The organism is Roseateles oligotrophus (genome assembly GCF_014204525.1).
Taxonomy (GTDB): Bacteria; Pseudomonadota; Gammaproteobacteria; order Burkholderiales; family Burkholderiaceae_C; genus Paucibacter_A; species Paucibacter_A oligotrophus_A.
The window spans coordinates 453488-472341 of sequence record NZ_JACHLP010000003.1 but is presented as its reverse complement, the minus strand read 5'-3'; the positions used below and the strand labels follow the sequence as shown (position 1 = coordinate 472341).

17 protein-coding genes and 1 pseudogene are annotated in these 18854 nt (G+C 65.8%); 7 read left to right on the top strand and 11 right to left on the bottom strand.

What is annotated here, in order from left to right; translation table 11 throughout:
* Window positions 1-111: 111 nt before the first annotated feature.
* Window positions 112-699, bottom strand: coding sequence for an IMPACT family protein (locus HNP55_RS09800; protein WP_184298706.1), 588 nt, complete (start codon window positions 697-699; stop codon window positions 112-114).
* Window positions 700-795: 96 nt separating this feature from the next.
* On the opposite strand from HNP55_RS09800, the gene HNP55_RS09795 reads away from it, so the two are divergent.
* The 3 genes from HNP55_RS09795 (at window position 796) to HNP55_RS09785 (ending at window position 3768) form a co-directional block, all read left to right on the top strand.
* Window positions 796-1929 (top strand): ATP-binding protein, encoded by a 1134-nt coding sequence (locus HNP55_RS09795; RefSeq protein ID WP_184298704.1) that lies wholly within the window; start codon window positions 796-798, stop codon window positions 1927-1929.
* 21 nt (window positions 1930-1950) lie between these two features.
* Window positions 1951-3087 (top strand): tRNA guanosine(34) transglycosylase Tgt, encoded by a 1137-nt coding sequence (gene tgt / locus HNP55_RS09790; RefSeq protein ID WP_184298702.1) that lies wholly within the window; start codon window positions 1951-1953, stop codon window positions 3085-3087.
* A 192-nt stretch (window positions 3088-3279) separates the two neighbouring features.
* Window positions 3280-3768 (top strand): hypothetical protein, encoded by a 489-nt coding sequence (locus tag HNP55_RS09785; protein WP_184298700.1) that lies wholly within the window; start codon window positions 3280-3282, stop codon window positions 3766-3768.
* Here HNP55_RS09785 and HNP55_RS09780 read toward each other — a convergent pair.
* Window positions 3758-5653, bottom strand: a complete 1896-nt coding sequence (locus HNP55_RS09780) for an MFS transporter (RefSeq protein WP_184298698.1) — start codon at window positions 5651-5653, stop codon at window positions 3758-3760. The genes HNP55_RS09785 and HNP55_RS09780 overlap by 11 nt on opposite strands.
* Window positions 5650-6951, bottom strand: coding sequence for an amidohydrolase family protein (locus HNP55_RS09775; protein WP_184298696.1), 1302 nt, complete (start codon window positions 6949-6951; stop codon window positions 5650-5652). Before HNP55_RS09775 ends, HNP55_RS09780 begins: the two co-directional genes overlap by 4 nt.
* Window positions 6952-7073: 122 nt before the next feature.
* On the opposite strand from HNP55_RS09775, the gene HNP55_RS09770 reads away from it, so the two are divergent.
* Together HNP55_RS09770 and HNP55_RS09765 are read left to right on the top strand one after the other, a co-directional pair.
* Window positions 7074-7784: a helix-turn-helix domain-containing protein gene (locus HNP55_RS09770; protein WP_184298859.1), complete on the top strand. Its 711-nt coding sequence runs from the start codon at window positions 7074-7076 to the stop codon at window positions 7782-7784.
* Window positions 7783-7998, top strand: a pseudogene (locus tag HNP55_RS09765) (XRE family transcriptional regulator); the annotation flags it as partial. The gene HNP55_RS09770 and the pseudogene HNP55_RS09765, both read left to right, overlap by 2 nt.
* Window positions 7999-8095: 97 nt before the next feature.
* On the opposite strand, the gene HNP55_RS09760 reads toward HNP55_RS09765, so the two are convergent.
* Genes HNP55_RS09760 through HNP55_RS09745 form a run of 4 tightly spaced genes read right to left on the bottom strand, consistent with a single transcriptional unit; the run spans window position 8096 to window position 12005 of the window.
* Entirely contained in the window at window positions 8096-9196 is a 1101-nt protein-coding gene (locus tag HNP55_RS09760) for a YhcG family protein (RefSeq protein WP_246448304.1), read from the bottom strand.
* A 23-nt stretch (window positions 9197-9219) separates the two neighbouring features.
* A complete protein-coding gene (locus HNP55_RS09755; protein WP_184298692.1) occupies window positions 9220-9888 on the bottom strand; it encodes a CAAX prenyl protease-related protein in 669 nt (222 codons plus the stop codon).
* 14 nt (window positions 9889-9902) lie between these two features.
* Window positions 9903-10760, bottom strand: a complete 858-nt coding sequence (locus HNP55_RS09750) for a 23S rRNA (adenine(2030)-N(6))-methyltransferase RlmJ (RefSeq protein ID WP_184298690.1) — start codon at window positions 10758-10760, stop codon at window positions 9903-9905.
* Between the two features lie 48 nt (window positions 10761-10808).
* A complete protein-coding gene (locus tag HNP55_RS09745; protein ID WP_184298688.1) occupies window positions 10809-12005 on the bottom strand; it encodes a hypothetical protein in 1197 nt (398 codons plus the stop codon).
* Window positions 12006-12367: 362 nt separating this feature from the next.
* Here HNP55_RS09745 and HNP55_RS09740 point away from each other — a divergent pair, with 362 nt between their 5' ends.
* Together HNP55_RS09740 and HNP55_RS09735 are read left to right on the top strand one after the other, a co-directional pair.
* Window positions 12368-13441: an alkene reductase gene (locus HNP55_RS09740; RefSeq protein WP_184298855.1), complete on the top strand. Its 1074-nt coding sequence runs from the start codon at window positions 12368-12370 to the stop codon at window positions 13439-13441.
* 99 nt (window positions 13442-13540) lie between these two features.
* The gene (locus HNP55_RS09735; RefSeq protein ID WP_184298686.1) at window positions 13541-14254 is read left to right on the top strand and encodes a PEP-CTERM sorting domain-containing protein; all 714 of its coding nucleotides are present in this window, start codon (window positions 13541-13543) and stop codon (window positions 14252-14254) included.
* Here the strand turns inward: HNP55_RS09735 and HNP55_RS09730 are convergent.
* The 4 genes from HNP55_RS09730 to HNP55_RS09715 all read right to left on the bottom strand — a co-directional run bounded on the left by HNP55_RS09730 (window position 14244) and on the right by HNP55_RS09715 (window position 18716).
* Window positions 14244-14813: an MOSC domain-containing protein gene (locus tag HNP55_RS09730; protein WP_184298683.1), complete on the bottom strand. Its 570-nt coding sequence runs from the start codon at window positions 14811-14813 to the stop codon at window positions 14244-14246. The two genes, HNP55_RS09735 and HNP55_RS09730, sit on opposite strands and share 11 nt — an antisense overlap.
* A gap of 49 nt (window positions 14814-14862) precedes the next feature.
* Window positions 14863-16008, bottom strand: coding sequence for an alpha-hydroxy acid oxidase (locus HNP55_RS09725; protein ID WP_184298681.1), 1146 nt, complete (start codon window positions 16006-16008; stop codon window positions 14863-14865).
* A 12-nt stretch (window positions 16009-16020) separates the two neighbouring features.
* Window positions 16021-17682 (bottom strand): L-lactate permease, encoded by a 1662-nt coding sequence (locus HNP55_RS09720; protein ID WP_184298679.1) that lies wholly within the window; start codon window positions 17680-17682, stop codon window positions 16021-16023.
* A 101-nt stretch (window positions 17683-17783) separates the two neighbouring features.
* Complete coding sequence (locus HNP55_RS09715; protein ID WP_184298853.1) at window positions 17784-18716, bottom strand: LysR substrate-binding domain-containing protein; 933 nt, start codon at window positions 18714-18716, stop codon at window positions 17784-17786.
* Window positions 18717-18854 lie beyond the last annotated feature (138 nt).

Sequence of the window (18854 nt, the reverse complement as noted above, 5' to 3'; positions counted from 1 at the left end):
ATTCCAGTTTAGGTGCTGGGCCGCAGCGCCCGCCCCGGTGCCTGTCCCACCTTGCGGCCTCAAATTCCGAAAATCGCACAAAAATTGAGCAAAAGGCGGGCTCACAGCCGCTCAGGCCTTGAGCCAGGCAATCCGTCCCTGACCCGATTCATTCAGTCGCGCCACCAGGGCCGTGGCGGCGGTTTCGGGCAGGCTGAACAAGGCCTCGACCTGGCTGCCGTGCTGCACCTCCTGCAACTGCGCGCCGGCGGCTTCCAGCTCGCGGCGCAGCAAGCCCTCGAAGGCATAGGGCAGGGTGCAGCGCAGGGTTTGCAGGCGCAGCAAGGGCACTTTTTCGGCCTTCAGCAAGGCCTGGGCCACGGCATCGGTATAGGCCCGCACCAGGCCGCCCGCGCCCAGCTTTGTGCCGCCCCAGTAGCGCACCACGGTGGCGAGCACGCCTTCCAGGTCCTGGTGGCGCAGCACCTCCAGCATGGGGCGGCCGGCCGTGCCGCTGGGCTCGCCGTCGTCCACCGCGGCCGATTGCCCGCCGGCAAGCAAGGCCCAGCAGATATGCACGGCGCCCTCGTGCTGGGCCCACAAGGCCTCGACCTGGGCTTGCGCGGTGGCGCGGTCGCTGCAGGGCTCCACGCAGCCGATGAAGCGGCTTTTCTTGATGATCAATTCGCTGTGGACGGCGTGGGCAAGGGAGTAGGGCATGGGCGGATATTGTGCAGCGTCGCGACTAATCGACTGAATGATCTTGCATGTACAAAAAGTCGCGACTTTTTGTACATCAATGGCAAAATGGTCGATATGAAACGCTATTTGGATGCCCGCGTCACCGCCGACCTGGCGACCAAGGCCGTGGTGCTGACCGGCCCTCGTCAAGTGGGCAAGACCACCCTGGCCCGTCAGTTGCTGCAAACGCTTGGCCCTGGCCAGTACCTGAACTGGGATGTGCCGGCCGACCGGGCGGTGCTGAACCGGCAGAGCTGGCTGCCCAGCAGCCGCCTGCTGGTGTTGGACGAGATCCACAAGATGCCGGGTTGGAAGTCCTGGCTCAAGGGCGTGATCGATGCGCGGCCGCCGGAGCAGGCCCTGCTGGTGACGGGCAGCGCCCGCATGGAAACCTTTCGCCAAAGCGGCGAGTCTTTGGCCGGGCGCTACTTCGCCCTGCGGCTGCACCCATTTTCTGTGCGGGAATGGTGCGATAGCAGCGGGGCCACGCCCGATGCGGCGCTGAGCCATTTGCTGGAGCGAGGCGGCTTTCCCGAGCCCTGCCTGGCGTCCGACCTGACCGAGGCCGCCCGCTGGCGCCAGCAATACATCACCGACCTGATCCGCGAAGACGTGCTGGAGTTCTCGCGCCTGCAGGAGATTGGCACCATGCGGGTGTTTGTCGAGCTGCTGCGCGAGCGCGTGGGTTCACCGCTCTCGCTGGCCTCCATCGCGCGCGACCTGGCCGTGGCGCCCGCCACCCTGAGGCGCTATCTGGACATCTTGCAGGCCTTGTTCATCGTCTTCACGGTGCAGCCCTGGCACCACAATATTGCGCGCTCCCTGCTGCAGGCGCCCAAGGTCTATTTCTTTGATACCGGCCTGGTGCGGGGCGATGCCGGGCTGGTGTTCGAGAACGCCGTCGCCGCCATGCTGCTCAAGCATGTGCAGTGGCAGGTGGACAGCCAAGGCCTGGTCGCCGGCCTGCACTACATCCGTACCAAGGACGGTGCCGAGATCGACTTCGCGCTGTCGCGGCAGGGCCAGCTCAGCCAGCTGATCGAATGCAAGCTCAGCGACGCCGCGCCGCACCGTGCCTTGATGAACTTCGCCGCGCGCTTTGAGCAAGCCAGTGCCGTTCAGCTGGTTTGTTATCTGCGTCAGCCCGAGCAGCGCGGGCCGGTCAGCATCCTGCCCGCCGCGTCCTGGCTGGCGGCCTTGGATGCCTAAGCTGCGACAATCCGCCCCACTATGCTGAAGTTCGACCTCCTCAAGACCGAGGGCCACGCGCGCCGTGGCCAGATGACGCTCAACCATGGGGTGGTGCAGACGCCCATCTTCATGCCGGTGGGCACGTATGGCACCGTCAAGGGCGTGATGCCGCGCTCGCTGGAGGAGGCCGGCGCGCAAATCATCCTGGGCAATACCTTTCACCTCTGGCTGCGGCCGGGCCTGGACATCCTGCGCCAGTTCGGTGGCCTGCATCGCTTCGAGAGCTGGGACAAGCCCATCCTGACCGACAGCGGCGGCTTCCAGGTCTGGAGCCTGGGCGAGATGCGCAAGATCAGCGAAGAGGGCGTGCGCTTTGCCTCGCCGGTGAACGGCGACAAGCTCTTCCTGACGCCCGAGATCAGCATGCAGATCCAGACCGTGCTGAACAGCGACATCGTCATGCAGTTCGACGAATGCACGCCTTACGAGACCAAGGGCCAGCTCACCACCGAGGCCGAGGCGCGCAAGTCCATGGAGATGAGCTTGCGCTGGGCCAAGCGCTGCCAGGACGAGTTCGCCCGCCTGGAGAACCCGAACGCCTTGTTCGGCATCGTGCAGGGCGGCATGTTCGAGGGCTTGCGCGACCACTCCCTGGCCGGCCTGGCCGAGCTGGACCTGCCCGGTTATGCCATCGGCGGCCTGAGCGTGGGTGAGCCTAAGGAAGATATGCAACGCGTGCTGGCCCATATCGGCCACCAGTTGCCCGCCCACAAACCGCGTTACCTGATGGGTGTGGGCACGCCGGAGGACTTGATCGAGGGCGTCTCGCGCGGCATCGATATGTTCGACTGCGTGATGCCCACCCGCAATGCCCGCAACGGCCATCTGTTCACCCGCTTCGGCGACCTGCGCCTGCGCAATGCCCGCTACAAGACCGACGAGCGGCCGGTGGACGAGACCTGCTCCTGCTACTGCTGCAAGAACTTCTCGCGCGCCTATCTGCACCATCTGGACCGCTGCGGCGAGATGTTAGGCCCCATGCTAGCCAGCATCCACAACATCCATTACTACCTGAACCTGATGCAGGAGGCGCGCGATGCGCTGGATCAGCCGGGCACGGGCGGCTTTGCCACCTTTGTGGCGCGCTTCAAGGCGGACAGGGCGCGCGGGGTTTGAACATGGGCTGCGCGGCAGGCTGACCCGCTACAAGCGCAAGACGGTGACGCCCACGCTTTTGCAAAAGGCCGCGCCGCTGGATGCCTTCGCACGCTATCGCTGACTGAGCCCGCCGGCTTCCGCTTGAGGGCGCCCGGCCTTCACGGCGATATGTCTTTTGGCACACGGCCTGTTCCGCCCCATGATGCCCCCATGCTCAAGCTCCTGATCGCCCCTCTGCGCTGGCTCATGCGCCTGCTGCTGGCGCTGCTGATCCTGTTCGAGGAATGGGGCTGGCAGCCCTTGGCCCGGGCCCTGGCGCGCCTGGGGCAGTTGCCGCTGTTTCGGCAGTTGGAGGGCTGGATACGGGGCCTGCCGCCTTATGCGGCCTTGGCGCTGCTGGTCTTGCCCAGTTTGCTGATCCTGCCCGTCAAGCTCGGGGCGCTGTGGCTGATCACCCAGGGCCGCAGCCTGCTGGGCCTGGGCCTGATACTCGCCGCCAAGCTGGTGGGCACGGCCGTCGTGGCCCGCTTGTTCCAGCTGATCCAGCCCGCTCTGATGCAACTGCCCTGGTTCGCGCGGCTGTATGCGCGCTGGAGCGTCTGGAAGCAGGGCTTGCTGGGCTGGTTGCGCAGCCAGCCCGCCTGGCGCCTGGCCCGTCTGTTGAAACGGCGGCTGCGCAGGTTCAGATTCAGGTTCTGAGCAGCCCGGCGATCTCGCCACGCAAGCGCTCCAGCGTAACTTCGCCCGCCTTCAGCGGCGTACCGGCCACCAGGCCGACGCGGCTGAACAGGCCGCGGCGGAAGGGCTTGACCATGGCCTCGCCGCGTTCCACGCGGGAGAAGAAGGAGCCCCACAGATTCTGCAAGGCCAGGGGCACGACGGGCAGCTGGGGCTGGCCCTCCAGCAGCTTCATCACCCCGCCCTTGAAGGGCTGCAACTCGCCATCGCGGGTGATGCCGCCCTCGGGGAAGATGCAGACCAGATCGCCCTCGGCCAGCACCTGGCGGGCTTGGGCAAACGCGCGCTCGTAGGTGGCGGGGTCATCCTTCTGCGAGGCGATGGGGATGGCCTTGGCCAGGCGGAACAGCCAGCCCAGCACCGGCTGGGCGAAGATGCGGTGGTCCATCAGAAAGCAGATGGGCCGCGGGCTGGCCGCCATCAAGAGCACGGCGTCCACAAAAGACACATGGTTGCAGACCAGCACGGCCGCGCCCTGGGTGGGGATGTTCTCGTCGCCGCGCAGCTTGAAGCGATAGACCAGGCGCGAGGCGATGAAGGCGATGAAGCGCAGAAGGTACTCCGGCATCAGCAAGGTGATGTAGAGCGCCATGGCCGCGTTGGCGATGCCGGCGGCCAGAAAGACCTCGGGCACCGTGAAGCCCGCGCCCAGCAGGATGCCGGCCAGCAGGGAGCTGGCCACCATGAAGAGGGCGTTGAGGATGTTGTTGGCCGCGATGATGCGGGCGCGGTGCGAGGGCTGGGAGCGCAGCTGGATCAGCGCATACATGGGCACGCTGTAAAGGCCGGTGAACAGGGCCAGCAAGCCCAGGTCGATCAGCACGCGCCAGTGCGCAGCCTGGCTCAGAAAGACCGGCACGCTCTGCAGGCCGCTGGGGGCTAAGCCGCGCGAGGCGAAGTAGAGGTCCACCGCAAACGCCGTCATGCCGATGGCGCCCATGGGCACCAGGCCGATCTCCACATGGCGGCGCGACAGCAGCTCGCACAGCAGCGCGCCCACGCCCACGCCCACCGAGAACACCACCAGCAGCAGGGAGGCGACATGTTCGTTGCCGTGCAAGACCTCTTTGGCAAAAGTGGGGAAGTTGGCCAGAAAGACCACGCCGAAGAACCACATCCAGGAAATGCCCAGCAGGGAGCGGAACACCACGATGTTCTCGCGCGCCAGGCGCAGATTGCGCCAGGTCTCGGTGAAGGGGTTCCAGTTGATTCTCAGTGCCGGGTCGGGAGCCGGGCTGTGGGGCACGAACTGGGCGGCCAGCCGGCCCAGCACCGCCACCCCCAGGCAGGCGATGCCGGTGTAGAGCGCGCCCACCTCGGGCAGGGCGATCAAGAGCCCACCCAGCAGATTGCCCAGGATGATGGCCACAAACGTGCCCATCTCCACCATGCCGTTGCCGCCGGTGATCTCCTGCTCGTTCAGCTGCTGGGGCAGGTAGGCAAATTTGACCGGGCCGAACAAGGTGGAGTGCATGCCCATCATGAACACGCAGGCCAGCAGCACCGCCACCTGGCCCTGCCAGAAGCCCCATAGCGCCACCGCCATGATGGCGATCTCGAAGCTTTTGACGAAGCGCATCAGGCGCGATTTTTCATACTTGTCCGCCAACTGCCCGCTGGTGGCCGAGAACAGCACAAAGGGCAGGATGAAGAGCGCCGCGATCACCAGGCCCGCCTGCGCCGGCGGCAGCCAGTGCAGCTGCAGCTGGTAGGTCACCATCACGGTCAGTGCGAACTTGGAGATATTGTCATTGGCCGCACCCAGGAACTGGGTCCAGAAGAAGGGCGCAAAGCGGCGCTGGCCGAGCAGGCTGAACTGGCTGGAGGGCTTGGAATGGGTGTTCACCGAATTGCGCTTTCTTCAAAGGGAGACGGGCTGGCCGCATTGTGGCCGAGCCCGGCCGCGAAGTGCCGACGGGTGGCAAACACCTCGGGCCGCAAGACCTGACCCCGCCAGCTCACCAGGCGCTTGAGGTGGAAGTCGAACAGCAGGGGGGTGTGCGCGCGCAGGGCTTCCAGCACCGGCGCATGGGCCGCGTCCAGCACGCCGGCCCGGACCAGGCCCTTCAACCGATACAGCGGGCCCACGCCGGGCAGCGGGTAGTCGGAGCCATGCAGCAGGCGGGCATGCCAGTCCTGCCGGCTCAGCATCTGCTGCCAGACCTCGGGCCGGCGGTTGAACTGGAACAGGGCCGACACATCGCCCAGCAGCAGCTCGCGATGGGCGGGTTCGTCCATCAGGCGGGCGAAGAGATCAAAGGCCGGCAGCAGGCGTGGGCGCTGCAGGTCCAGATCCAGGGCCTCGCCCAGCGAAGCGCAGTGGGCCATGATGACCCGCACACCGGCGCCCAGCGGGACGCGTGCCAGCAAGGGGTTGCCCAGCTCATCGCGGCCGGCGCCGGGCACGGCCTTCTCCTCGCCGCAATGGATGATCAAGGGCAGGCGGGCGCGGGCCAGGCGGGCGTAAAAAGGCTGCAGATGCGGGGCGCGCAGATCGATATTCATCGCGCTGGGCAGCCATTTGAGGGCCACAGCGCCACCGGCAATCGCCGCATCCAGGCGTGCCAACGCGTCCTCACGATTGGGGTGGATGGAGGCCACCCAGGCAAACCGGGCGGGGTGCAGGCGGCTGGTCTCGGCCGCATAACGGTCAGGTACGTGGAAGGTGGTCCACTCCGGTCGTGCCCGGCCCTGCTCGTCGTGAGCCTCGTCAAAGGCGTAGAGCAGCCAGCGTGCACCCTCGGGGAAGCCCTGGCACAGCTGCAAGAGGCGCTGCAGGTAAGCGATGTCCACGCTGGGCACATTGGCCGGCACGCAAGCACCTTGCAGAATCACCTGGCGGCGCAAGCTCTCCACCGGATGCCACCACTGCGTCATCTGGGCATTGATGCGGCAGCCTGTGCCCGCGTCGCCGGTGCCCAGCAAATGGGTGTGTACATCCCAGAGCTCGGCCGGGTCCAGGCCCTGCCAGTTGCGGGCCAGCAGCGGGTGCTTGCGCAGGGCGGCGGGGAGCTGGCCGCGGCAGGGGTTGATCAGGGCGCCGGCCTGTGCCGCTTGGGGCAGCAAGCCGCTGAACAGGCCGGCGGCGATGGCGCTGCCGCAGCATTGCAGATGCTGTCTTCGGGTTTGGAGCTGTGTTTGCATGCCCGCACTGTGGCGAGGCGTGGCGACGCTGTCCGCGGATTTCCGGGCCGGTGGCGGCTGGCGCTGCTGGGGGTAGCATGCGGCGCTACCGCTTTGGCGATTCCGACGACTTCAACGACACCATGTCCAGCACCCATTCCCTGATCGCCCTCATCAAGGCGGAGATGAAGTCCGCCGGCCTCAGCTATGCGGCCTTGGCCCAGGCTCTGAGCCTGTCGGAGTCCAGCGTCAAGCGCATGTTCGCGGCCGGCGGCGAGATGCCGCTGTCAAGAGTGGACGAGATCTGCCGCGCGCTGAACACCGACTTTGCCGAACTCTCGCAAAAGCTGCTGGCCCAGCAGCCGCTGCGGCGCGAGCTGAGTTTGGCGCAGGAGCGTGCCGTGGTGGCCGAGCCCAAGCTGCTCTTGATGGCCATCTGCTGCCTGAGCCAGTGGAGCGCGGAGCAGATCCTCGCCAGCTACCGCCTCAGCGAGGCCGAGGTGACGCGCTATCTGGCGCAGCTGGACAGCCTCGGCATCCTGGAGCTGCGGCCCCTGAACCGCTACAAGCTGCAGGTGGCTAAGAACGTGTTTGCGATCCCAATGGGGTCGCGCAAGTGTCTTTTCGGGATGGGATGCAAGGCGCGTCATGCAGCCCATAGCCGAGCTATGGGCAAATGGCGCAACGCCGCAGGCCGCCCGAAAAGACACTTGCCCTGCGGGTTGAGACGAAATCGGGCGATTTGCCCACCCATCCCCTTGCATGGGCTTCAGCCCATGCTGCACGGCCTGGGCGGGCAACTCATCCCGATTGCGTCTCAACGCGACCCCATTGGGATCGCAAACACGTTCTAGGACCTTCCGCTGGCGGCCGCATGGGCCGGTGATGAACTTCTTCCGTGACGCGGTGATGGCGGATTACTTCGCCGGAGGCTTTGACGGCGAGGGCGAGCTGCTGACCCTGGTCCATGGCCAGCTCTCGACCCAGGCCGCGCGCGAGCTGAGGGCGCGCCTGCAAAGAGTGGCCGAGGACTTTGCCCGCCAGCATTCACTGGACCAGAAATTGGCCGAGCATGAGAAGCGCCCCTACTCCATGGTGCTGGGCATGCGCAGCTGGTTGTTTGAGCATTTCAGGCATCTGCAGCGGAACGCCAAGAGCTGCTGAGTCAAGCGCGCCCTGTCCATTCAGCCAGCTTGCGCTGCAATTCCTGCTTGCTGGGCAGGTAGAGCTGATACTCCTGCGCATGGATATTGGCGTCACGGGGCAGGGTGATTTCCACCAGGGCTTCGTTCTTCTTTTTGCACAGGACCATGCCTATGGTGGCATGCTCGTCTTCACGGCGTACATGCCGATCAAAGTAGTTCACATACATCTGCATCTGGCCGAGGTCTTGATGGGTGAGCTTGCCTAACTTCAGATCGACGAGCACATAGCAGCGCAGCAGGCGGTTGTAGAAGACCAGATCGACAAAAAAATGTTCGCCATCGAAGCTGAAGCGCTTTTGCCTCGCCTCGAATAAAAAGCCTTTGTCCAACTCCAGCAGAAAGCGACCGATCTCGTTGATGATGGCCGCCTCCAGATCGGACTCAGAGTAATGGGCTTGCTCCTGCAAACCCAGGAATTCCAGTACCAGCGGCTCTTTGAGCAGATCGGAGGGTTGTTCGAGTACCTGGCCTTCTTGCGCCAGGCGGCGTATGCCGATTTTGTCGCGGCTCAGCGCCAGGCGTTCATAGAGGCCGGTATCGAATTGGCGTTTGAGTTCGACGAGAGTCCAGCTCTGATTCCTGGCTTCGAGTTCGTAAAAGCAGCGCTCCTCGGTATTCTTCACACCAAGCAGGAAGACGTAGTGAGACCAGCTGAGCGCAAAAGGCGGTGAGGCCTGGGTTGGAAACTGAAATTGGTCAGACAGCGTCTGACCAATTGCGGATGCGATCAATTCGTCAGACCTTGTCTGACCTTTTCTATCGGCATAGAGCAAAAAGAACTGCCGCATCAGCTTCAAGCTGGTGAGGGAAAAGCCCCTACCGAACTCTGCACTCAGCCGGCGGGCCAATTCTTTCAATACTTCCTGCCCATAAGCCGCGCGCTCGGCGCCGACTTGCTCGTGGGCAACAATGTGGCGGCCGATTTCGAAGTTGGTGCGAACCTGAATCAGGTCAACGCCACGCGCCACCGAGACGCGGGCCGACAAAATCAGTTCTCGCAGCTGCCCATAGAGCATGGGATCGGCAGAGGGGGCGGCGGTCGTGACTGGCTTTTTGCTCATCCGCATTCCCCGGTTTCAAGCCCTCACCAAAACTGCCACTGCCCCGTCAGCACCACCCACACACCCAGCACCCCATTGGTGACGGCATGGGCAATCACGGCGGTCCAGAGCTTGCCGGTGCGCATATACAGCCAGGCATAGGCCAGGCCGGCGACGATGGCGGCCAGCCACAAGGTGTGGGCCAGCATGAAGACAAAGGTGGAGAGCACGATGGCCCGGATGCCCACGGCCCGTGGATCCACGGTCTGGAACTGCGGCGAGGCGATCCAGCGCATCAGGAAAGAGCGCCAGAACAGCTCCTCCATCACCGGCACGATCAGGGCCGCGCCCATCCAGCGCAGGGCGATCAGCGGCCAGATCTTCTGGCCTTGCAGGTCCAGCGGCAGAAAGCTGGCGCTGGGCTCGCCGATCTGCATCCAGGGCGCGTCCAGATGGATCCACAGGCCGAACACCAGCAGGCCCACGGCCACGCTCAAGAGCGTCTCGCGCGCGCTGGGCAGGTTTTGCCGCGCCAGCTCGCCGTACTCGCGCCAGTACCAGGCCAGCATGCCGCCGACGACGAAGACGCTGAGGCCGTAGACCCAGCGCGGGTCCAGGCTCCCGCTGATGGGCAGGGCGCCGCGCAGGCCCAGCAAGAGCATGAAGGCGGCAAACGGCAGACAGCGGGCCAGGGTGGCGGGGTTCAGGGTCATGGGCGGCCGGAGGCTCAGTTGCTGCGCTGTTCCAGCAGGAAGTTAGCGCCGTCGTACTGGCCCAGCTTCTCGACCAGATAGGGCAGGCATTCCTGCAACTGGTCGTGCAGGGTGAAGGGCGGGTTGATGACGAACATGCCGCTGCCCAGCATGCCGAGGCCGCGGGCGTTCTCTTGCTGGGCCACGGTCAGGCGCACATGCAGCCAGCCCTTTTTGGCGCCGGCATCGGCGGCGGCCTTCAGGCGCTGGGCCAGCTGGGCGGACTCCAGCAGCTGCAGCTGTGGATACCAGATCAGGAAGACGCCGTCGGCAAAGCGCTCCAGGCCTTCGCGCACGGCGGCCACGACCTTGCCGTAGTCGGTCTTGAGCTCGTAGCTGGGGTCCATCAGCACCACGCCGCGGCGCGAGGGCGGCGGCAGCTCGGCGCGCAGGGCGGAGAAGCCGTCCTTGTCGCTGACCTGGGTGTTGGGGCGGGTGGAGAGATAGGTGTCGAGGATGCGGTAGTCCGTCGGGTGCAGCTCGTGCACGCGCAGGCGGTCATCGGCGCGCATCAGCAAATTGGCGATGGCGGGTGAGCCGGGGTATTGGCGCAGCTGGCCGTCGCTATTGAAGGCGCGCACCGGCTCCAGGTATTGCTGCAGGGGCTCGGGCAGGTCTTTGGCATCCCACAGGCGCGAAACGCCGTGCACATACTCGCCCTTTTTCTGGGCGTACTGGCCTTCGATGGAGTAGCCGCCGGCACCCGCGTGGGTGTCGACCAGGGTATAGGGTTTGTCTTTTTCCGCCATATAGCGGAGCACCTGGGTCAGAACCAGGTGTTTGAGGACATCGGCATGGTTGCCGGCATGGAAGGCGTGACGGTAGGCGAGCATAGGCCGAACTGTACCTTCCCAGCCTTGCAAGCGCTGCTTCAGCCTGGCTCAGGGGAACTGGAAAGCGCCCGGATTGATCGCCTGCGTCGTCAATTTGAGCGTGCCGCGCGGGTACAGAAACTGCTGCATGGGCCGCAGTTTGAGGCCGTCCACCTCGCCCGGGTCGACCGCCCGGCCGCGGACCCTGGCGCCGGGTTTGAGCAGATAGTTGTCCCGCATGGGCAGCACAAAGCTGTCCAGATCGACCAGGAAGTTGCCCGCCTGCTCCCATTCGGGGCTGGCCGGAATTTTCGGGTTGCCGACCCAGAGGTTGTTGATCAGCCTGACCTTGGCCGCACCGGGCTTGACCCGCAGATAGACGCCGCCGCTGGGGCGCTGGTCGACCAGCGTGTTGTTGACAAGATGCAGCTCGTGGCGGCCGGGGCCATAGCCTTCAGTCCCGAAGGCGATCAGGTGGGGGTTCTCGGTGCCGGCGCTTTGCTGGATCACATTGCCCAGCACCAAGGCCAGGCCGCCATTGGGGAACTCCAGCTCATAGCTGGCGCGGCCGCCTAACTCGTCCGTCAGGCGGTTGTAGAAGATGTGGTTGACGGCCGCCCGGCTCTTCAGCAAATGCCCCGATTGGCCGTGGTGGAAGTAGCTGCCCACGACGCGCAGATAGGCGATGGCGCCGACGTAGAGATTGTGGTTCTTGCCATTGCGCCGGACGATGGTGCCGAACTCGCAGTCCTCGATCTCCAGCCGCAACTGCCCATCATTGCTGGTCAGCACGCCGTTCTCGTTATCGGTGAACGTGCAGTCGCGCAGGCTCAGCGAGCCGGCCTCCAGCCGGATGCCGGCGCCGTTCTGGTCCGGCACCTGGGCGCCGGAGAAGTCAAAGCCCTCGATGCCGATGTCGCGCCCCAAGGTCACGAAGATGGCCTTGCCCTGCGCCGCCGCGCCCTGGGCCAGCATGCGCACCCGGCCGCCCACCGCCTTGAGACGCAGATGGTTTTGCGGCCAGACGGCCACATCGCCGGGGTAGTCGCCCGCGTCCACCTCCAGCACATCGCCGTCCTTGGCCGCCTTGGCGGCGGCCGCCAGCGTGCGCAGCGCCCGCCGCGGGCCGACCTTCAGCAGCTGGCCCTTGGCTGGCGGTGGCGGCGACTGCTGCGCCAGCAAACGCTGCGGCAGCAGCAGAGCCAAAGCCAGTTGCAGGCTGTGCCGTTTTTGAAGCCAGATCGTGTGCGCCGTTTTGTCGTCCATGCGGAGCCAGTCTAGCGGGCTTGGCCCTAGGGCTTGTTAGCGCTACGGCAATGGGTCGCGTTGCGCCCAGCCAGGGGTGCAGGCAAGGCGCAAACCGTAGCCGGGTTGGACACCCGGCGAGGATTTGCAACGCCGCATGCGCCCCTGGCTGGGCACAACCCTTCGGGAAGGCTCGCCCCGGCGGGCTATGCTGCGTTGCACCGCTTGCCCGCACGCGAGTGCGGGCGGCGCGCTGCGCCTTGCCTAGCCCGCCGGGGCGAGCCTTCGCGGCCCATTGCCGTAGCGTTAACAGGCCCTGGCACAAGCCCATGTTTTTTGCCGTTACGCTTGCGGCATTCCAGCTCTCCGCCCCCAAGCCAGCCATGCCCCATCTCTTCGATCCCCTGCAGCTCGGCGACCTCACCCTGGCCAATCGCATCGTCATGGCGCCGCTGACGCGCAGCCGCTCCCAGGGCCTGCTGCCGGGTGAGATGGCGGTGGACTATTACCGCCAGCGCGCCACGGCCGGCCTGATCATCAGCGAAGGCGCCCAGGTGTGCGCCGAAGGACAGGGTTATCTGGACACCCCCGGCATCCATACGCCCGAGCAGATCAAGGCCTGGCGCCGCGTCACCGATGCCGTCCACGCCGAGGGCGGCAAGATCGCCGTGCAGCTCTGGCATGTGGGCCGCATCTCGCACACCAGCTTCCAGCCCGGTGGCGCGGCGCCGGTCTCGTCCACCGCCAAATCTGCCGAGGGCAAGACCTACACGGCCGAGGGCTTTGTGCCCGTCTCGGCCCCGCGCGCCCTGAGCCTGGCCGAGATTCCCGGCGTGATCCGCGCCTTCGTCCACGCCGCCGAATGCGCGATGGAGGCGGGCTTTGACGCCGTCGAGGTGCACGGCGCCAACGGCTATCTGCTGGACCAGTTCATGCGCGACAGCATCAACGACCGCAGCGACGACTACGGCGGCTCCATCGCCAAGCGCGCCCGCCTGACGCTGGAGCTGATGAGCGCCATCGCCGCCGCCATCGGCCCCGGCCGCACGGGCTTGCGCCTGAGCCCCGTCACCCCTTCCAACGGCGCCGGCCAGGACAGCGACCCGCAAGCCCTGTTCAACCACATCGCCCAGCAGCTGGCGCCGCTGAAGCTGGCGTTTATGCATGTGATCGAGGGCCAGACCGGCGGCGCCCGCGATATCACGTCCTTTGACTACGCCGCCATGCGCCGGCACTTTGGCGGCGGCGCCTGGATGGTCAACAACGGCTACGGCCGCGAGACGGCCATGCAGGCCGTGGCCCAGGGCCGGGCCGATCTGGTCGCCTTTGGCCGCGACTTCATCGCCAACCCCGACCTGGTGCGCCGCCTGCGCCTCAATGCTGCGCTCAATCCGCTGGACCGCGCGACGCTGTATGGCGGCGGGGCCAAGGGCTATACCGACTATCCCGCGCTCTGAGTTCGGCCCTACCTCGGTAGGGTTGTGAGGGCCGGTGCCCCTGCTCAGAATCAGGCCAGGTCAATCGATTCTGAATGCTGATTGGGGGATGCGATGAGGATGAAGCGGCGCTTGGGCCTGTGGGCCGGTACGGTGTTGATCTTGGCCAGCGGCGGCGCGCAGGCGGCCTTGTTTGACCGCGGCGGCGGCATGATTTACGACAGCACGCTCAATCTCACCTGGTTGGCCGATGTGAACTACGCCCATAGCTCGGGCTATGCGGCCGCCCATGCGGGCGGCTCCACCAGCAACGGCACTTATATCGATGCCGGCGGGCAGATGGGCTGGCATGCGGCGCAGACCTGGGCCGACGGCCTGGTCTACGGGGGCTTTGATGATTGGCGCTTGCCCACCATCAATCCGAACGACGGCACTTGCACGGCCCTGGGCGCCTACGGCTGCAGCGGTGGCGAGATCAGCCATTTGTTTGTCGTCGATCTGGGCGAGAAGGCCTTCGAGCCCGTCTACCAGCAGAGCGGCGACACGCCCCAGCAGATCGCCAACCAGGCGCTGTTTCTTCATCTGGCCCGGGACGGCAATGGCATCGCAAGTTTCTGGACCGGCACGGCCTACCCCGGCAACGCCAATCTGGCCTATTACTTCAACGCCACCCAGGCCGGGCAGGACTTTCAGTCCGCCAATTTCGGCGGGGCCTATGCGATGGCTGTGCGCGTGGGTGATGTGGCGGCGGTCCCCGAGCCTCGCGCGCTGGCTTTGATGCTGGCGGGGCTGGGCCTGCTGGGCTTGATCGGCCGGCGCGGGCTCAGGCCCTGAACTTGACCCGAAACAGCTCCGGGATGCTCATCTCGCGCGGGCCGGCGATCAGCTCAAAGGCCTCGCCGGCCTGCAGCGTGCCCGGCGTCTGCACGCTCAGGTAAAAGCCGCACCAGCCGCTTTGCCCCATCATCTTGACGGCCTGATTGAAGCCCATCACGGCGTTGAATTTGAAGCAGGGGAAGCGCGGCTCGCTGACCATCAGCTCGCAGTCGGGGAACTTGAGCACATCGCCGATCCAGACCTGGCTCTCCAGCAGGCCGGCCAGCGTCAGGTTCTCGCCCATGGCCCCGTGGGGCAGGGCTTCGTTCCAGCCGGCCGCCTTGGCCTGGCCGCGCAGCGTCTGCCAGAAAGCGTAATGCTCGACCGGGTAGGCGTAGACCGCTTTGCTGATGCCGCCATGCACGCTCAGATCGGCCTGCTCATCACCGGCCAGGCCCAGGGCCTGCACGGCCAGACGCTCGGTTTGGGCCTGCTTGCGGATGCCGCTGAGCACGGTCTTGCCGCCGGCGACCTCAAGCGGCTGGGCGGTGGCGGTGTTGAGGCTGATCAGCTGCATGGCTTGGGACTCGCGCAAAAGTGGATGGGGCGCGGCAGTCTAAGGCCGATCAGAAAGTGCCCGGCAGCAAGATGTTTTTGTCCACATGGCCGATCTTGGTATGGCCGCAGAAGGCCATCGTCAGGTCCAGCTCCTTGTGGATGATTTGCAGCACCTTGTCTACCCCGGCCTCGCCCATGGCGCCCAGGCCGTAGAGAAAGGCGCGGCCGATGTAGGTGCCCTTGGCGCCCAGGGCCACGGCCTTGAGCACGTCCTGGCCGCTGCGGATGCCGCCGTCCATATGCACCTCGATCTGCCCGCCCACCGCGTCCACGATGGCGGGCAAGGCCTGGATGCTGCTTTGCGCGCCATCCAGCTGGCGGCCGCCGTGGTTGCTGACGATCAGCGCGTCGGCGCCCGAGGCTACCGCCAGCCGCGCATCCTCCACGTCCTGTATGCCTTTGACGATGATCTTGCCGCCCCAGCGCTTTTTGATCCACGCCACATCGTCCCAGCTCAGCGCCGGGTCGAACTGCTTGGCCGTCCACTCGCTGAGGCTGCCCATATTGTCGACCCCTTGCACATGGCCGACGATATTGCCGAAGCCATGGCGCTTTGTGCCCAGCATGCCCAGGCCCCAGCGCGGTTTGGTCAGCATATTGGCGATATTGGCCAGGGTCAGCTTCGGCGGGGCGGAGAGGCCGTTCTTCAAGTCCTTGTGGCGCTGGCCCAGGATCTGCAGGTCCAGCGTGACGACCAGGGCCGAGCAGTGCGCGGTCTGGGCGCGGGCGATCAGCCGTTCCATAAAGCCGCGGTCCTTCATCATGTAGAGCTGGAACCAGAAGGGCGAGGATGTAGCGGCCGCCACGTCCTCGATGGAGCAGATGCTCATGGTCGAAAGCGTGAAGGGCACGCCGAAGCGCTCGGCCGCGCGCGCCGCCTTGATCTCGCCGTCGGCGCTCTGCATGCCGCAAAAGCCGGTGGGCGCCAGGGCCACGGGCATGGCCACGTCCTGGCCGACCATGGTGGTCGCCGTGCTGCGGTTTTCCATATTCACCGCCACGCGCTGGCGCAGCTTGATGCTTTGGAAGTCCGCTTCATTGGCGCGGTAGGTCGACTCCGTCCAGGAGCCCGAGTCCACATAGTCGTAAAACATGCGCGGCACGCGCTGCTGGGCCAGGCGGCGCAGGTCTTGGACCTGGGTGATGACTGTCATGATCGTGATTCCTCAGTGGATGACCATCAGGGTGAAGGGCCAGACATAGGCTTGCATCGTCACGTACAAGCCCACCAGGCAGGCCAGGGCCACCGAGTGGAAGAAGACGTAGCGCAGGATGTCGCCTTCGTGGTTGAACCAGCGGGTGGCGGTGGAGGCGACGACGATGGACTGCGCGTCGATCATCTTGCCCATCACCCCGCCCGAGCTATTGGCCGCGCCCATCAGATTGGGGCTCAGGCCCAGCTGCTCGGCCGCCACGCGCTGCATGCCGCCGAAGAGCACGTTGGAGGCCGTGTCCGAGCCCGTCATCGCCACGCCTATCCAGCCCATCAGCGTGCCGAAGAAGGGGTAGAACACGCCGGTGTTGGCAAAGGCCAGGCCCAGCGTCGTGTCGGTGCCGGAGTAGCGCGTCAGCGTGCCCAGGCCCAGCATCAGCACGATGGTCAGCAGGGAGTAACGCACCATCCACAGGGTCTCGCCAAAGGTCTTGAGGATCTGCAGCGGCCGGTACTTCATCACCAGCGCGCTGATCACCGAGGCCAGCAAGATGCCGGTGCCCGTGGCCGACAGCAGGTTGAGCGTGTAGATCGCGCTTTCCTTGGTCGGGTGGCTGACGACGGGCGCCACCTTCTCCACCAGATTGTGCAGGCCGGCCATGGGGAAAGCGGGGGCGAACAAGCTGTTCAGATAAGCCTTCACCGGCGGCAGGCCCCAGACGAAGACGAAAACCGTCAGGATGGCCCAAGGCGTCCAGGCGCGCACCAGGGCGCTGGCCGAATGCCGGGGCCGCGCCACGGCGGCACGCGGCTGGCCGCCGTCTTGCTCATGGCCCTTCAGCGAGGTGGAGCGCCAGACCTTTTTGGGCTGCCAGACGCGCAGAAAGCCGATCAGGCAGAGCATGGACACGATGGCCGCGATGATGTCCACCAGCTCCGGGCCGATGAAGTTGGAAACCAGGTACTGCGGGACCGCAAAGCCCAGGCCCGTCACCAGAATCGCCGGCCAGATCTCCAGCATGGCCTTGCGCCCGGCAAAGGCCCAGATCAGCCAGAAGGGCACCAGCAGCGAGAAGAAGGGCAGCTGGCGGCCAATCATGGCCGTCACCTCCATCAGGTCGTAGCCATGCACCTTGGCCAGGGTGATGACCGGCGTGCCCAGGGCGCCAAAGGCCACCGGCGCCGTGTTGGCGATCAGGCTCAGACCCGAGGCCGCCAGCGGCGAAAAGCCCAGGCCGATCAAGATGCCCGCCGTCACCGCCACCGGCGTGCCAAAGCCCGCCGCGCCCTCAAAGAAGGCGCCGAAGCAGAAGGCGATCAGCAGCAGCTGCAAGCGCCGGTCGTCCGTAATGCCCGAGAGCGAATCCTGCAGCACCTTGAAGCTGCCGTTCTTCTCCGCCAGCTGCTGCAGAAAGATGATGTTGAGCACGATCCAGCCAATCGGCAGCAGGCCGGTGAAGCCGCCCAGCAGGGCCGCCTTGCCCGCCATCTCGGCCGGCATGCCGTAGGCCAGCACGGCAATCGCCAGCGCGCTCAGCAGGCCCAGGCCGGCCGCGATATGCGCTTTGATGTGCAGAAAGCCCAGGCATACCAGCATCACCGCCACCGGCACGGCGGCCAAGGCGGTGGAGATCACCATATTCCCGAAGGGGTCGTAAATTTGCTGCCAGACCATGATTTGTCTCCGTCATGTGATTCAGATTTCACTGAGGAGCGAATGTGTCAGTCTGGCGATTTGGCGGCGTGAAAGCTCGTGGCCCGCCGTTTGAAAAAAATTCAAAATCCGGGTTTGCCCTTGTCCGGATGGATGCCCGAGGGCAGGGCCTCGCGCAGCCAGTCCACAAAAGCCGCGCATTCCCAGCGCTGCAAGGTGCCGGGCTTCCAGCACAGGAAATAGTGGTGGGGCGAGGGCGCGTTGCGGGGGCTCAGGCGCAGCAGCTGCCCGCTGTCCAGCCAGCTGGCGCCCAGCTGCAGGCGCAGCAAGGCCACGCCAAAGCCGGCCACCGCCGCGTCCAGCACCAGGCCGATGTCGTTGAACTGCGCGCCCCCTTCGCTGGGTTCGGCCAGTGCAATCTGGCAGGCGCTGAACCAGCTGCGCCAGGGCTCCAGCGGGCAGCGGATCAGGCGTGCCCGCGAGATGGCATCAATCGTGTCAAAGCCATCAAACGGCCCCATCTCCTGCAGGTAGGAAGGGCTGCAGACCGGGGTCACCTCGTCCGACTGCAGATGCACGGTCTCGCGGTCCGTGAAAGGCCCGGTGCCAAAGCGCAGCTCGATATCGGCGTCCTCCGCCGTCACGTTCAGAAAGGGGATGGTCACCTGCAGGACCAGATCGATCTCCGGGTAAGCCGCCCGAAAAGCCGCCAGCCGCGGCAGCAGCAACTGGCGCGAAAACGTCGGCGTCACCGCCACCCGCAAGCGGCTGCGCCGCCCCTCGGGCCCGCCCGCCGGCACCTGCTGCAGGGCGGCAATCGCCTCCCGCACCCGGGCCAGGTAGGAGGCGCCCTCGGTCGTCAGGCTGAAGTCCAGATTGCCGCTGCTGCGCGCAAACAGCTTCACCCCCAGGCGCGCCTCCAGCTGCCGGATGCGATGGCTCACCGCGCTCGGCGTCACGCTCAGCTCCTCGCTGGCCAGGGTCACGCTGCGCAGGCGCGCCAAGGCCTCAAAGGCCAGCAGGCCCTGGATGGGAGGGATGTGGTGGGCGGCGATGATGGGCTCCGGGTGTGGCTGGGGGCGGAGCGAGTTTAGGGCCAGAGGGGGGGCAACGCTTGACCCAAGCGAGCACAGCGGTTGCGCCTGAAAGCGTCAAAAAGCAGGGGGCTGGATTCAGCCCCTGCTGATCGCCAC